The organism is Nocardia wallacei, assembly GCF_029869545.1.
GTDB classification, from domain to species: Bacteria; Actinomycetota; Actinomycetes; order Mycobacteriales; family Mycobacteriaceae; genus Nocardia; species Nocardia wallacei_A.
The window spans coordinates 18,050-31,694 of record NZ_JARWQD010000178.1; the positions used below are offsets into that span (position 1 = coordinate 18,050).

A 13,645-nucleotide genomic window follows, 5' to 3' on the forward strand; every position below is an offset into this window, starting at 1 on the left:
GGCGTACTCTCGGTTACAGAGACACGAACCACATCCCACCAGGCGTGCTTGCTAGGGTTAGCGACGCACTGGATCTCGATGTTGCGGTCCGCCAGCTCCATCGGCGGTATCCGCGGAAGGTTGTACCTATGTCAGCTGGTCTTCCGTCAGTCGGCACTGCCCTCCGCAAGGCCGGAGATATGGCCCTGAGCGTCAACGCGATGCGCAAGCGGGGGTTGTTCAACCCGCTGCGACCCGATCACGCGCTCAGCTCGGTGACGAGCATCAACAAGTACGGCCCGTTCGCGGGTGTCGTCATGCATTCCAATCAGACCCGCCCGAATTCCGCGGCCATCGTCGACGAACGCGGCGAGCTGACCTTCGGCCAGCTCAACGAGCAGTCCAACGCGCTGGCCCGGGGCCTGGCCGCGCAGGGTATCTGCGAGGGCGACGTGGTGGCGGTGCTGGCCCGCGATCACCGCGGCCTGGTCCTGACGCTGCTGGCGACCGGCAAGCTGGGCGTGCGCGCGGTGCTGATGAACACCGGATTCGCCAAGCCGCAGTTCGCCGATGTGACCGCGCGCGAGAAGGTGAAGCTGGTCCTGCACGACAGCGAATTCCTCGACCTGATGAGCGCCATCCCGGATTCGATTCCGCGCGTGCTCACCTGGGTCGACGAGCAGGACGGCGTCGATCCCGAGACGCCGACGATCGACAAGCTGATGGACGGCCGGTCGACCGAGCCGGTGCAGCTGCCGACGAAGCCGGGCGGGATGGTGATCCTCACCAGCGGCACCACCGGCACCCCGAAGGGCGCCCCGCGCGACAAGACCAGCCCGTTCATCTCCGCGCAGCTGGTCGACCGCATCCCGATGCCGCGCGACGGGACGGTCCTGATGGCGGCGCCGATCTTCCACGCCACGGGGCTGTCGCAGTTCACCATCGGTCTCGCGCTCGGCAACCGCATCGTCTTCCAGCAGCGGCGCTTCGATCCGGAGCAGACCCTGGCCAACATCCAGAAGTACAAGGCCGACGAGTTGGTCGTGGTGCCGACCATGCTGCAGCGCATGCTCGATCTGCCCGCCGAGGTCCTCGCCCGCTACGACATGTCCTCGCTGAAGGTCATTTTCGCGGCCGGCTCGGCGATTCCGCCGGACGTGGTGACCCGCAGCCTCGACTACTTCCGCGACAGCCTCTACAACGTGTACGGCTCCACCGAGTGTGCCGTGATCACCGTGGCGACCCCGCAGGAGCTGCGGCAGGCGCCGACGACCGCGGGCCGCCCGCCCGTGGGCATCCGGCTGGGCCTCTACGACGAGAACCGCAAGCGGATCACCCGGCCGAACGTGACCGGCACGATCTTCATCGACAACGCGCACTCGTTCAAGGCCTACACCGACGGCCGCACCAAGGAGACCGTCGACGGCCTGATGTCCAGCGGCGATGTGGGCCATTTCGACGAGAACGGCCTGCTGTTCATCGACGGCCGCGACGACGACATGATCGTCTCCGGCGGCGAGAACGTCTTCCCGCAGGAGGTCGAGCACCTGATCGCCAACCGGCCCGACGTGCTGGAGGCGGCCGTGGTCGGCGTCGACGATCGGGAGTTCGGAAAGCGGTTGCGCGCCATCGTCGTTCCGGGTCCGGACTCCAAGCGCGATGCCAAGGAGATCAAGGACTACGTCAAGGCCAACCTGGCTCGGTACAAGGTGCCGCGCGAGGTCATCTTCCTCGACGAGCTGCCGCGCAATGCCACCGGGAAGCTGTTGCGCAAGCCGTTGGTGGAGATGGAGGTCGCCGCCGACTGACGCGGTGGCGCCATTGCGACAGCTGAGAATTAGCTGGGAATCGTCCGCTATTATCAGCGCGTGATTCTCGACCCCGGCCGGTCCCCGGCCCGCGATGCCGCGGCGGCGCAGACGCGCCGAACGGCAATCGCGCGGCTACGCGGGGGATCGGCCGGTTCGGTCTCCGGCGCGCTCTCGATCGCGGCGCACGGCTGGGCCTCGGGCGGAATGCCGCTCGAGACCAGCACATTGGTGCTGCTCGTGGCCGCGTGCACAGTCGTCGGCGCGCTGGTCGCCGGGGTCGGACCGCTGCGCGAGCGCCTGGCCGGGCTCGCCGTCGCGCTGGTGGGCGGGCAACTCCTCGGCCACGCCGTGATGTCGTTCGGCATGATCGGTATGCAGCACGCCGAGTCGATGTGGTCGCCCGCGATGCTGTGCGCCCATATCGTCGCCGCGGTGTGCGCCGCGCTGGTGATCCACGCCGCCGAGGCCGCGTATCGGATCGGCACCGCGGTGCTGGCGCGGGTGCTGCCGGGCCTGTTCCGGTCACCGGCGATCGCCGGGCCGCCCCTGCTGCGGACCACACATCGCGACCGCGTGATTCTGCGGCTGTTCCAGGCCGATACCTTCCGCACCCGCGGTCCCCCGCTCCCCGTTCGAGCCTGATATTTCCCACACCCGTACGCACGAACGACCTTCGTGCGGGAAATGCTGTATTGCCTACGCGCCGTGCCGAATTCGCTGGGGCGCGGCGGGCACCGATCGACGCCACACGGACCGACGGCACGGATGCCAGCCATCATGGCGAGGCCCTCCGGCCGTCCAATCTCCGGCGTTGGTGATCATCGCCTCGCCCGGGTACGCCCGGGTCCGGTCCTGGCACGCGGGCGGAGGTCTCGGTCCGGCGAACGCCGGGGCGAGTAGTGCATCCGGCGCGTCGTGGAAGAGCTTGCGGTGACACCGGATACGCCGTCCGGCAGGTTGGTGGGCGGTCGTCGTCTCGCGCACGGACCGATAGCGCACCGGCGACGCACACCCCGGAACGGGCCGCAATACAGCACAGACGGGTGCACCCTCGAACAGGAGCACCATCTTGAGCATCACCGATACCCCGGTTGCCGACGCCGAAGCACCGCAACCACCACCGGAACCGTCCGGTGCGCCCGGCACGCGCCGTCCCGGGCCACGCAACACCCTGTCCGCCCTGGCGATGCGGCTGCACTTCTACGCCGGAGTGTTCGTCGCGCCGTTCATCCTGATCGCCGCGATCACCGGTGCGCTGTACTCGATCTCCCCTACGCTGGAGTCGATCGTGAACCGCGATCTGCTGCACGTGGATTCGACCGGTCCGGCCCGGCCGCTGTCCGAACAGATCGGTGCCGCGGTCGCGCAGCAACCGACATCGGCCCTGAATGCCGTTATGCCCGCGCAGGACTCGGGCGACACCACACGGGTGATCTTCACCGATCCGTCCCTCGGCGAGTCCGAGCGGCGCGCGGTGTTCGTCGATCCCGCCACCGCCGAACCGGTCGGGACCAGCGTCGTCTACGGCAGTTCGAGCGCGCTGCCGCTGCGCACGTGGATCGATGTCCTGCACAAGAATCTGCACCTGGGCGAGCCCGGGCGGCTCTACAGCGAGATGGCCGCGTCCTGGATGTGGGTCATCGCGCTGGCCGGTCTGGTGGTGTGGGTGCGCCGGGTGCGCTCGCGGCGTGAGCGCCGGTCCCCCGCCTGGCTGCTGCGGCCGGATCGGTCCCGCACCGGCCGCAGCCGGACGATGAATTGGCATGCGGCCGTGGGTGTCTGGATCCTGCTGCCGCTGCTGTTTCTGTCCGCCACCGGCATGACCTGGTCCACCTATGCGGGTGAGAACGTCGCGAAGCTGCGCGAGGACCTGAGCTGGACGAAGCCCACGGTCAGCGCCGAGCTGCCCGGTGCGGCCGGTCCGGCGGTGCCCGCGGGCGGCGACCATGCGGGGCACGGCGGCGGCCATCAGATGGGCGCACCGGTTCCGGCCGATCGAGCGGCCCAGATCGACAAGGTCTACGCGGTCGCGCGGGGTCACGGCCTGGAGGGACCGCTGGAGATCAGCGTTCCGGCACAGGACGGCACCGCCTTCGTCGCGCAGGAACGGCGGCTGTCCGGGGTCTACACCCAGGACATAGTCGCGGTCGACGGCCGCAGCGGCGATGTCACCGACACCCTGCGCTATGCCGACTGGCCGTTCGTGGCCCAGCTCGCCAACTGGGGCATCCAGCTCCATATGGGCCTGCTGTTCGGACTCGCCAACCAGCTCCTGCTGCTGGTGACGATGATCGCGCTGATCACGGTGATCGTGCGCGGCTACCTGATGTGGTGGCGGCGCCGACCCACCAAGGCGGACAACCGATTCGCGGCCGGTAAGCCGCCGCGGCGCGGGACATTACGACGGACACCGCTGTATGTGACGGTGCCGCTGGTTGCGGTGGCAGTGGCGGTCGGCTGGTTCGCGCCGCTGATCGGGATCAGCCTGCTGGGATTCCTGGCCGTGGACATCGTCGTCGGATTGATTCAGCGCAGACGCGTGACTGCCTGAGCCACAACATATTCCGAGCGTTCGCCGAAATGAGGGGGCGAAGGCTCGAGCATTCGAAATCAAAGCCAGTTTCCCGCCGCCCATCTCCACCGGTGCCAGGTCGGTGGATGTCGACAAGGGCATCGGGCTGCCGGGCATGGTGCGCGGGGACACGAATTATCTTTCCGCGTCGATGATTTCGTGTTCCCGATCGCCGCCGACATCACCGGCCGCACCGCCACCATCGCCCTCGGCGCCCTCGGCACCCTCGCCGGACAACTCCTGGTCACCGCACCCGTCGCCATCATGGCCGCGGCCCAGTACTTCACCACCATCAACCAGCCGATGCCACCCGCACCGGCCAGATAACCGAGTGCCGGGATGGCCAGTTACTCCGGGGCGTCCGGGGTGGTATCCACCTCGGTCTTGTGGACCAGTTCCTTGACCGGGCGCAGGACGACCCAGGTGATGAAGGCGAGGGCGACGAGCAGCATGGCGATCCCGGCCCACAGGTTGGTGTTCCAGCCGCCCGAGCGCGCGAGGTCCTCGTCGCTGTGGCTCACCAGGCCGGTGACCACCAGGATGACGCCGTAGAGACCGAGCAGCGTGCCGACGATGGTGCGAATATCGAAAAGCATTGCGTCACTTCCTTATCCGACGAGGATATTGAGCACGATCACGATCACCAGTGCGATGCCTGCCAGCAGCACAGGACGCTGGTACCAGGGCAGCGAGGCGGCGTCCGGATCGTTCAGCTGCGCCTTCGGTGTCTCCGAGTAGACCAGGCCCACCAGTTCGGCCGCGGGCTTGGGCGCGGTCACCTGGGTGACGATCACGCTCAGCACGATGTCGACCACGAACGCCACACCGGCGGCGAGGAAGCTCGACCCCTGGCCGGACAGGTGGAACACCTCGGTCTGGTGCAGGATGAACACCACCACCGCGGACAGCGTGCCGAACACCAGGCCCACCCAGCCGGCCGTCGGCGTCATCTTCTTCCAGAACATGCCGAGGATGAACGTCGCGAACAGCGGCGCGTTGAAGAAGCTGAACAGCGTCTGCAGGTAGTCCATCATGTTCGAGAAGTTGCCCGCGATGAACGCCGTGCCGATCGCGACCACCGTGGCGCCGATCGTGGCCAGGCGCCCGACCGTCAGGTAGTAGCCGTCGGGCTTGTCCTTGACCACGTACTGCTGCCACAGGTCGTAGCTGAACACCGTGTTGAACGCGGAGATGTTGGCCGCCATACCGGCCATGAACGCCGCCAGCAGACCGGCCAGCGCCACGCCGAGCAGGCCGTTGGGGAGCACGGCCTTCATCAGATAGAGCAGGGCCTGGTTGTAGGTGACATCGCCCTGGCCGGTCGCCTTGTACTCGACCACCTGCGGCACCAGCACCGCGCTGATCATGCCGGGGATGACGACGATGAACGGGATGAACATCTTCGGGTAGGCGCCGATGATCGGGGTGCGGCGGGCGGCGGAGATCGAATGCGTCGCCAGCGCGCGCTGCACCTCGACGAAGTTGGTGGTCCAGTAGCCGAACGACAGCACGAAACCCAGGCCGAACACGATGCCGAGCACCGACATGAAGTTGTTGGCGAAGCCGCTGAGCTCGTTGCCCGGCCAGGAGTGGATCTGTTCCGAACCGTCGGGCAGCGCACTCACCTTGTCCTTCAGGCCGTCCCAGCCGCCGACGCGGTTGAGGCCCACCAGGGTCAGCGGCAGCAGCGCGGCCACGATGACGAAGAACTGCAGCACCTCGTTGTAGATCGCGGCCGACAGCCCGCCGAGGGTGATGTAGGACAGCACGATCACCGCGGCGACGATCACCGACACCCACAGCGGCCAGCCCAGCAGCACGTTCAGGATCGAGCCGAGCAGATACAGGTTCACCCCGGCGATGAGCACCTGGGCGATGGCGAAGCTGAGAGCGTTCACCAGATGTGCCCCGGTGCCGAAGCGGCGGCGCATGAACTCCGGCACGCTGCGCACCTTGGAGCCGTAGTAGAACGGCATCATGACCACGCCGAGGAACAGCATGGCGGGCACCGCGCCGATCCAGAAGTAGTGCATGGTCGGCATGCCGTACTGCGCGCCGTTGGCCGACATGCCCATGATCTCCACCGCGCCGAGGTTGGCGGAGATGAAGGCCAGGCCGGTGACCCAGGCCGGTAGGGAGCGGCCGGACAGGAAGAAGTCGATACTCGACGACACCCGTTGCCGCGCCAGCAGGCCGATGCCGAGGACGAAGATGAAATACAGTGCGACCAGCACATAGTCGACGGGTGCGGCATCCAGCCGTAGCTGGGTCCCCTCGGCTAGCACAGCAGCGGGCGGCATAAAGCTCTCCTGTCGATGGGGTCATCGGATGACCAACCGGCCGAATCCGGATACTAGCCTCTTGTTAGCGCTCACAGGGGCAGAACCAACGACTCGGCAAGCGCGTTTCGCCGCCGCCCCGCGACGGCGGCGAAATCGACGAGAGAGGGCGGCCGGTCAGCCCGCCAGGTCGTCGAGCACGCGACGGGCCTGCTCGAGCTCCGCCTGCAGCTGTTCGACCTTGGCGCGCTGGGTGCTTCGGACCGACTCGAGCACCGCGTCGACCACCTCGGCGACCTCCGGGTGCAGCAGCTTCGCGGCCTGGGCGACCGTCGCGCCCGGCACCGACAGTCCGCGCGTGCGCTTCTTGCCGTGCACGACCTCGATCGTCCACTCCCCCTCGGCGGTGCCGGACAGGGTGACTGTCACCTCCGGGGCCGACTTGGACTTGCGGGCGGCGCTCTTCTGGGCCGGGCGCGGGGCCGCGCCCGGGCCCGGCTTGGCGGCGGGCTTCGGCGCCGACGACTCCGCCGCCGGTTTGGGCGCGCCCGCCGCGGGCGGGTTCGTCTCGGCGACAGCGGATTTCACCGGTGCCGGATTCGGCGGCGTCGGCGCCTGGGGCACGGTCGACGGCATGCTCACTGCGGTGTCCTTCCTTCTTGCCGTGGTCTTCTTTGCGGTCTGCTTCGGCGCGGCGGCGGTGCGCCGCGCCGGTTTGGTCAGCGTCACCTCGGTCGGCGAGAACGACAGCTCGTCCTTCGATCCGGTGGGACGCACCTGCAGGAAGTCGCCCTCGGCGGGATCACCGAGCGCGACCACCTTGCCCGAGCGGCCCTCCTCCACGCCCACCGCGGCCGAGGTGAACCAGACCATCGGTGGCCGACCGGCCGCGATGTCCGCGGCGATCTGCCGAATCTCGATGTCGGACAAAGGTTGCGGCTTGGTTCGACGGGACGACATGGTGCTCTCCGGGCGGTTCGTGGACGTGTGCGTGTCACGAGCATGCCCCATGACACCGACAAGTCCACATCGTCCGGCGACACCGAGCGACCGCGCGCGAACCGGCAAATCTTAAGCTACATCCAGGGTCCCGCGCGGCCCGCCGATCCCGACCGGCCAGGGAATCGTATGCGAGTTTCGCATCCGGGCAGCAACAATCGCGGAAGATCCTCAGGCCGCGCGACTCACATGCCGTGCCGACTCGCCGATCACCGCGTCCTGCTCGCCGACCAGCCGCCGCAGGAACGCCTCCTGCTCGCGGCGGCCGCGGGCGGCGGCGCGGGCGGGCCCGCCGGGCAACCGGGTCGCGGCACTCCTGGTGAGGTTCACCGGGATTCGCAGCAGCGGATACCACGGGGGCATGTACGCGGGCAGGCCGAGGCTACGCATCGCCTTCGGGCCGAGGAAGGTACCGGCGATCGACAGATGCTGCGCCCGGGCGAGGCGGCCGCGCAGCACCGGCAGGTTGCGGTAGTGCCAGCCGAGCGGCTCGTCACCCATCGGCAAGGCCAGTTGGGGAGTGGTCTCGTCCGGATTGGTGATCGCGCACAGGCAGTGGTAGAGCAGCCGCACCGCATCCCGGAATCCGTTGGGCAGCCATTCTTCCCGGACCCCGATCAGCCAGCCGACGTAGCGGGTGAGGTGCGCGGCGGCATCGGCGTCGGCCGGGGTCGGCACGATACCCATCGGCATCGCGCCGACCATCGGGGCGATCAGCGCGCCGACGAGGGTGGCCGCCATATCGGTCTGATTGATCGGCACACCCCACTCCTCGGTATCCCAATCCGGCATGGCCGCCACGTGCCGCCGCACGAACGCGTGGATGAGCCGGACGTGGATGGTGGAGCGGTAACCGGCGCCCAGCGGCCGCATGCCGTCCTCGGAGGTGACGTCGAGGGCCCACTGCAGGGTTTCGGCGAAGCGCTTGGCCGGGCCCTTCTCCAGCGCACCCGTGCGGATCAGGGTCTTGTTGAATCCGGACGCCAGGTAGCCGCCGAGCAGCGAGACGTCGCGGGCGATGTAGAGGCCGTCGGCGCCGCCCGCCCGGAACGCCCGCTCGGCCCGGCGGATCTTGTCCCAGTCCACCCACTCCGGGACGGTCTCGTAGCGAACGAAGAACTCCCGCAACGGTTCCGGTGCGTCCGGAACGCTCGCGATGCCCTCGCGCAGGGCCCGCTCGAACAGCGGGCGGGTGCGGTCGCTGCCCTCGGCGTACATCCAGTCGACGACCCGGTCCATCGGCTCGTCGGCGACCAGCAGCGACTCACCGAGGTCGCGCCACTGCTCGGGGGACGGTTTGCCGATGCCCATCAGCAGCGCGAACGGCCGCAGGCCCGGGACCTTGCGGGGAGCGTCGGGGTGGCGGCGCGGCACGGCTGGGTTCATCGCGGCTCTCCTTCGAGCGGACGGTCTCATGAAAGAATGTACGTAGTTCTCTCTCATTGCGTCAAGGTTCCCAGCCGTGCACAGCCCCTGCCGAGCCGGTAGCCTGCGGTTTTCATGAGGAGTCCGGTGGCCGCCGAGGCCATCCGATGAGTTCGCACCACCTGCCCGCGCTGCACGACGAACGCCGGGCGGTGCTGGAGTTCTGCGCGGATCTGAGCGAGGCCGACCTGGCCGCGGCGAGCGCGGCACCGGGCTGGTCGGTGGCCGACGTGCTCATCCACCTCACCGTCACCGCCCGGGCGCTGGTGACACCGGCGGCCTTCGCGCTGGCGACCACCCGCGACATCGAACGGCTCAACGAGCAGCTGGTCGACCTGCGACGCTCCCACACCACCAAGCACGTGCTGCGCGACCTCACCGCCTGGACCGGTCGCGGCTGCGCGGCGCTGACGGTGCTGACCGCGCCGGGCATCGGCCGGATTCGCCTTCCCGTCGGCGAATTGGGTTGGTACCCTGTGGATCTCGTTCCCGCCATGCTCGTCTTCGACTGGCACATCCATCTGCGCCACGACCTCGCCGCCGCCCTCGACCGCCCGGTCCCGCCGACCGACCCCCGGCGGATGGCCGCGGTGCTGGCCTGGTCGGTGGTCCTGCTGGAACGCTCGCACCGCCGAGCCCTGAGCTGGCTCGAGGCGCCGGTCGCGCTCACGCTGACCGGCCCGGGCGGGGGCACCTGGCGCATCGAGCCCCGGGGCGGCCGGATCCGGGTGCGCCCGTCCGCGGCCGCGGGTGCCGCGGCCCATATCGCCGCTCTCGCACTGGAATTCCCGCAGTGGGCCACCCACCGCCTACCCTGGCGGGCCTGCGCGGTCGCCGTCACCGGCGATACCGAGCTCGGCACGCGAGTGCTGGATTCGATCAACCTGGTCTGAGCGGCCCGCCCCGATCAGCCCCGATTCCCTGACGAACCCATCTCCCGCGCGATCGCGTCGGTGAACGCGTCCACGTCGTCCGCCGTGGTGTCGAACGCGCACATCCACCGCACCTCGCCGGTGTCCTCGTCCCAGACGTGGAAGGGGAACCGCCGTTGCAGCCGGGCGGTGACATCCGGTGGGAGAACGGCGAATACGGCATTGGACTGGACCGGCTGCGTGATCTTGACACCGTCGATGCCGCCCGCGGCGTGCGCGAGGCGCGCGGCCATCGCATTGGCGTGCGCGGCATTGCGCAGCCACAGGTCGCCGCCGAGCAGCGCCTCGAACTGCACCGAGAGGAACCGCATCTTGGACGCCAGCTGCGTGGTCAGCATGCGCAGGTATTCGAGGTCGTGGATGCGGTCCGGGGCGAGCACGACCACGGCCTCCCCCAGCATCAGGCCGTTCTTGGTACCGCCGAAGGATACGATGTCGACCCCGGCGTCGCGGGTGAACGCGCGCAGCGGCGCATCGAGCGCGGCCGCGGCATTGCACAGCCGGGCGCCGTCCACGTGCACGAGCATGCCCAGGTCGTGCGCGTGCTCGCAGATCGCCCGGATCTCGTCGATCGAATAGCAGGTCCCCGTCTCGGTGGTCTGCGTGATCGAGACCGCCAGCGGCTGGGCGCGGTGCTCGTTACCCCTCCCCCACGCCTGCCGGTCGATCAGTTCCGGGGTGAGCTTGCCGTCCGGGGTGGCGACGGGATAGATCTTGATTCCGGCCACCTTCTCCGCGGCGCCGCATTCGTCGGAGTTGACGTGCGCGGACTCGGCGGTGATCACCGCGCCCCAGCGCGGCAGCAATGCCTGCAGCGCAACGACATTGGCGCCGGTGCCGGTACACACCGGATAGACGCGGGTGCCGTCCCCGAAATGCCGGGCGAAGATCTCCTGCAGCGCCGTGGTGTATTCGTCGGTGCCGTAGGACCTTTGATGGCCGCCGTTGGCCAGGGCGAGCGCCGCCAGCACGTCCGGATGGATTCCCGCCCAGTTGTCGCTGGCGAACCCGCGCGCGGTCGTCTCGTGCCGTCGGATGGCGTCAGTCACCCGACCACGGTAACGCCGCTCGCCTCACAGCCGCTGCGCGGCGATGTCGAGATCCTTGTCACCGCGGCCGGACAGGCACAGCAGCACCACCGATCCGGGCGGCAGCTCGCCGCGCTCGGCCAGCTCCAGCAGGTATCCGACGGCGTGGGCGGATTCGAGGGCGGCGATGATGCCCTCGCTGCGGGTCAGCGCGCGCATCCCGCGCAGCGCGGCCTCGTCGGTCGCCGCGCGGTAGGTGACGCGGCCGGTGTCCTTGAGGTGGCTGAGTTCGGGGCCGACGCCCGGATAGTCCAGACCCGCCGCGATGCTGTGCGTGCGCGCGATCTGACCGTCCTCGTCCTGCAGCATGTAGCTGAACGAACCGTCCAGCTCGCCGGGCGATCCGTTGCTCAATGTGGCCGCGTGCCAACCGGTTTCGGTTCCGCGCCCCGCCGCCTCCACGCCGATCAGGCGCACCTGCGGATCGTCGAGAAAGGGGTGGAACATGCCGATGGCGTTGCTGCCGCCGCCGACGCAGGCGATCACGTAATCGGGCAGCCGCCCTTCGGATTTCAGCACCTGCGCCCGGGCCTCGTGCCCGATCACGGTCTGGAAGTCCCGCACGATGCGCGGGTACGGCGCCGGTCCCGCGGCCGTCCCGAAGACGTAGTGCGTGGTGCCGACATTGGTCACCCAGTCCCGGACCGACTCGCTGACCGCGTCCTTCAGCCGCCGCCGTCCGGTGTGCACGGCGTGCACCTGCGCGCCCAGCAGCCGCATCCGCACGACATTCGACGCCTGGCGCCGCATGTCGTGCGCGCCCATGTAGATCGTGCACGACAGGTCCAGCATCGCGCACACGGTCGCCACGGCCACGCCGTGCTGCCCGGCGCCGGTCTCCGCGACGATCCGCGACTTGCCCATGCGCCGGGCGAGCAGCACCTGACCCAGCGCGCTATTGATCTTGTGCGCGCCGGTGTGCGCCATATCCTCGCGCTTGAGATAGACCCGAACACCCGCAACCGCAAGCGATTCCGCCAGGCGCGGCACGCGATGCAGCAGCGTCGGACGACCGACCCGGTCGCGCAGCAACTCCGCGAGCTCCGCGGTGAAGCGCGCATCGGCGCGCGCCAGCCGATATGCCGCGTCGAGTTCGGTCAGCGCGGCCATCAGTCCCTCGGGGACGTACCGGCCGCCGAATCTGCCGAATCTGCCCTGGTCGTCCGGTCGAACAGTCGAATCGTCGGCGCCGCTCGCCACACCGTGATCAATAACCATCAGCACCAACGCGTTTCACTCACCGGACCCACATGTGCATCCTGTCTTACCCGTACGAGCAGCGGAATGCCTGTTGGCAACGGATTAGTTAACGATCCGTTAGGGAAAGCCCCGCACATCGGGGCCCATCCCGGTCGTGCGGCACCCAGGTTCACGGCGCACTGGTTGCCCGGTGCGTGGGGCGCCGGGGTGGTTCTCATGACGCACAGCACCCATCGTTTCGACGACAAGATCGCACTCGTGACCGGCGGCTCCAGCGGTATGGGCCCGGCTGGACGAGGCCGTCGAGGGCCTCGGCGGCGGCGAGCGTACGCTGGCCACGACAACATCCCGGCCGAGGCACAGCCCGGGGTGCTCGCGCAGATCGCCGCCGGGCGGTTCGGCACCGCCGAGGAGGTCGCGGACGCGGTGGGATTCCTCGCGTCGTCCGAGGCGGCCTACATCAACGGCCAGGACCTGGTCATCGACGGTGGCCTGGTCGCGGCGTTCCCGGCGGCCCGAGGGCGACGGTCCGTTCGCGTCCCGCGCCGTAGCCCACCGTCGCCTGCGCGGCCGTCAGCAGAGCGAGGACTACGAGCGCGGGCGCCCAGCCCCCGGTCGCGGCGTGCAGCAGGCCGAGCAGGACGGGCCCGGCGGCCGCGACCAGATATCCGACGCTCTGCGCCATACCGGCCAGGGCGGCCGCTCCGGCGGCGTCGGCGGCGCGCTCGCTCTGGAACGACATCGCCAGCATCAGGCAGATACCGGCGCCGATGCCGATGCCGACGACCGCCAGCGGGGCGAGCCCGGGCACGACCGCGAGCAGCAGCAGGCTGGCCACGTTCAGCAGGGAGGCCGCCGCCGCGAGTACCCGCGGAGCGGCCAGCGCACGCGGCAGCAGCGGGACGGCATTGAGCGCGAGCAGACCGAGGACCTGGAACCCGAACAGGTAGAGCCCGGCCTCCCGCGCGCCGATCCCGTTGTCGCGCAGGACGCTCGGCAGCCACGCGATGGTCGCGTAGAAACCCAGCGACTGCAGCCCGAAGAACAGGCTGACCTGCCACGCCAGCCCCGACCGCCACGGGATGCGGGCGCGCGCCTGCCCGGTCCCATCCGCGCCCGGCCGACGCCGGGCCGACGCACCCGGTCGCGGGCGCCCCCGCGGGATGGGGGGGGGGCCCGGGGCCCCGCCATAACCGGCCCGGCCGCCGCCGGGCCGCCCCCCGCGGGGGGGCGGGGGGGGCGGCCTTGGGTTTGGCCCGCTGGGGGGGGGGGCCACGACCCCGCCGACGACGCCAGCGGATTGCGCAGAAATGCGCCGTCCGTCACCGCGTCGTCCCCGAGTGCGGCCCCTCCCGTAACC

At 69.5% G+C, this 13,645-nt stretch carries 11 protein-coding genes and 2 pseudogenes; 6 read left to right on the top strand and 7 right to left on the bottom strand.

Annotated elements, in window-relative coordinates:
• The first annotated feature begins 128 nt into the window (after window positions 1-128).
• The 4 genes and pseudogenes from QH290_RS14635 to QH290_RS38280 all read left to right on the top strand — a co-directional run.
• Window positions 129-1,787, top strand: coding sequence for an acyl-CoA synthetase (locus QH290_RS14635; protein ID WP_280269365.1), 1,659 nt, complete (start codon window positions 129-131; stop codon window positions 1,785-1,787).
• 60 nt (window positions 1,788-1,847) lie between these two features.
• Window positions 1,848-2,432, top strand: a complete 585-nt coding sequence (locus tag QH290_RS14640; RefSeq protein WP_280383327.1) for a hypothetical protein — start codon at window positions 1,848-1,850, stop codon at window positions 2,430-2,432.
• 427 nt (window positions 2,433-2,859) lie between these two features.
• A complete protein-coding gene (locus QH290_RS14645) occupies window positions 2,860-4,341 on the top strand; it encodes a PepSY-associated TM helix domain-containing protein (RefSeq protein WP_342213737.1) in 1,482 nt (493 codons plus the stop codon).
• A 51-nt stretch (window positions 4,342-4,392) separates the two neighbouring features.
• A pseudogene (locus QH290_RS38280) lies at window positions 4,393-4,554 on the top strand (hypothetical protein); the annotation flags it as partial.
• A gap of 155 nt (window positions 4,555-4,709) precedes the next feature.
• Here the strand turns inward: QH290_RS38280 and QH290_RS14655 are convergent.
• The 4 genes from QH290_RS14655 to QH290_RS14670 all read right to left on the bottom strand — a co-directional run bounded on the left by QH290_RS14655 (window position 4,710) and on the right by QH290_RS14670 (window position 9,026).
• On the bottom strand, window positions 4,710-4,958 hold the full coding sequence (locus tag QH290_RS14655) for a hypothetical protein (RefSeq protein WP_280269367.1): 249 nt from the start codon (window positions 4,956-4,958) through the stop codon (window positions 4,710-4,712).
• 12 nt (window positions 4,959-4,970) lie between these two features.
• On the bottom strand, window positions 4,971-6,662 hold the full coding sequence (locus tag QH290_RS14660) for a sodium:solute symporter family protein (RefSeq protein ID WP_280269368.1): 1,692 nt from the start codon (window positions 6,660-6,662) through the stop codon (window positions 4,971-4,973).
• Between the two features lie 156 nt (window positions 6,663-6,818).
• Window positions 6,819-7,601, bottom strand: a complete 783-nt coding sequence (locus tag QH290_RS14665; protein ID WP_280269369.1) for a DUF6319 family protein — start codon at window positions 7,599-7,601, stop codon at window positions 6,819-6,821.
• Window positions 7,602-7,811: 210 nt separating this feature from the next.
• A complete protein-coding gene (locus tag QH290_RS14670; RefSeq protein ID WP_280383329.1) occupies window positions 7,812-9,026 on the bottom strand; it encodes an oxygenase MpaB family protein in 1,215 nt (404 codons plus the stop codon).
• Window positions 9,027-9,172: 146 nt separating this feature from the next.
• Between QH290_RS14670 and QH290_RS14675 the strand changes: the two genes are divergently transcribed.
• On the top strand, window positions 9,173-9,958 hold the full coding sequence (locus tag QH290_RS14675; RefSeq protein WP_280269371.1) for a maleylpyruvate isomerase N-terminal domain-containing protein: 786 nt from the start codon (window positions 9,173-9,175) through the stop codon (window positions 9,956-9,958).
• Between the two features lie 14 nt (window positions 9,959-9,972).
• Here QH290_RS14675 and QH290_RS14680 read toward each other — a convergent pair whose 3' ends face one another.
• Complete coding sequence (locus QH290_RS14680; RefSeq protein ID WP_280269372.1) at window positions 9,973-11,046, bottom strand: threonine aldolase family protein; 1,074 nt, start codon at window positions 11,044-11,046, stop codon at window positions 9,973-9,975.
• 24 nt (window positions 11,047-11,070) lie between these two features.
• Entirely contained in the window at window positions 11,071-12,303 is a 1,233-nt protein-coding gene (gene trpB, locus QH290_RS14685; RefSeq protein ID WP_280383331.1) for a tryptophan synthase subunit beta, read from the bottom strand.
• A gap of 261 nt (window positions 12,304-12,564) precedes the next feature.
• Here trpB and QH290_RS14690 point away from each other — a divergent pair.
• Window positions 12,565-12,720 (top strand): annotated as a pseudogene (locus tag QH290_RS14690) (hypothetical protein); the annotation flags it as partial.
• Between the two features lie 43 nt (window positions 12,721-12,763).
• On the opposite strand, the gene QH290_RS14695 reads toward QH290_RS14690, so the two are convergent.
• A partial coding sequence (locus QH290_RS14695) for an MFS transporter (RefSeq protein ID WP_483244248.1) occupies window positions 12,764-13,645 on the bottom strand: 882 nt, incomplete at its 5' end.

What these genes read in the sequence shown, in the direction of transcription:
- trpB (WP_280383331.1), bottom strand. Translation starts at nt 12,303, where the DNA reads ATGGTTATTGATCACGGTGTGGCGAGCGGCGCCGACGATTCGACTGTT.
- QH290_RS14660 (WP_280269368.1), bottom strand. Translation starts at nt 6,662, where the DNA reads ATGCCGCCCGCTGCTGTGCTAGCCGAGGGGACCCAGCTACGGCTGGAT.
- QH290_RS14675 (WP_280269371.1), top strand. Translation starts at nt 9,173, where the DNA reads ATGAGTTCGCACCACCTGCCCGCGCTGCACGACGAACGCCGGGCGGTG.
- QH290_RS14635 (WP_280269365.1), top strand. Translation starts at nt 129, where the DNA reads ATGTCAGCTGGTCTTCCGTCAGTCGGCACTGCCCTCCGCAAGGCCGGA.
- QH290_RS14670 (WP_280383329.1), bottom strand. Translation starts at nt 9,026, where the DNA reads ATGAACCCAGCCGTGCCGCGCCGCCACCCCGACGCTCCCCGCAAGGTC.
- QH290_RS14655 (WP_280269367.1), bottom strand. Translation starts at nt 4,958, where the DNA reads ATGCTTTTCGATATTCGCACCATCGTCGGCACGCTGCTCGGTCTCTAC.
- QH290_RS14665 (WP_280269369.1), bottom strand. Translation starts at nt 7,601, where the DNA reads ATGTCGTCCCGTCGAACCAAGCCGCAACCTTTGTCCGACATCGAGATT.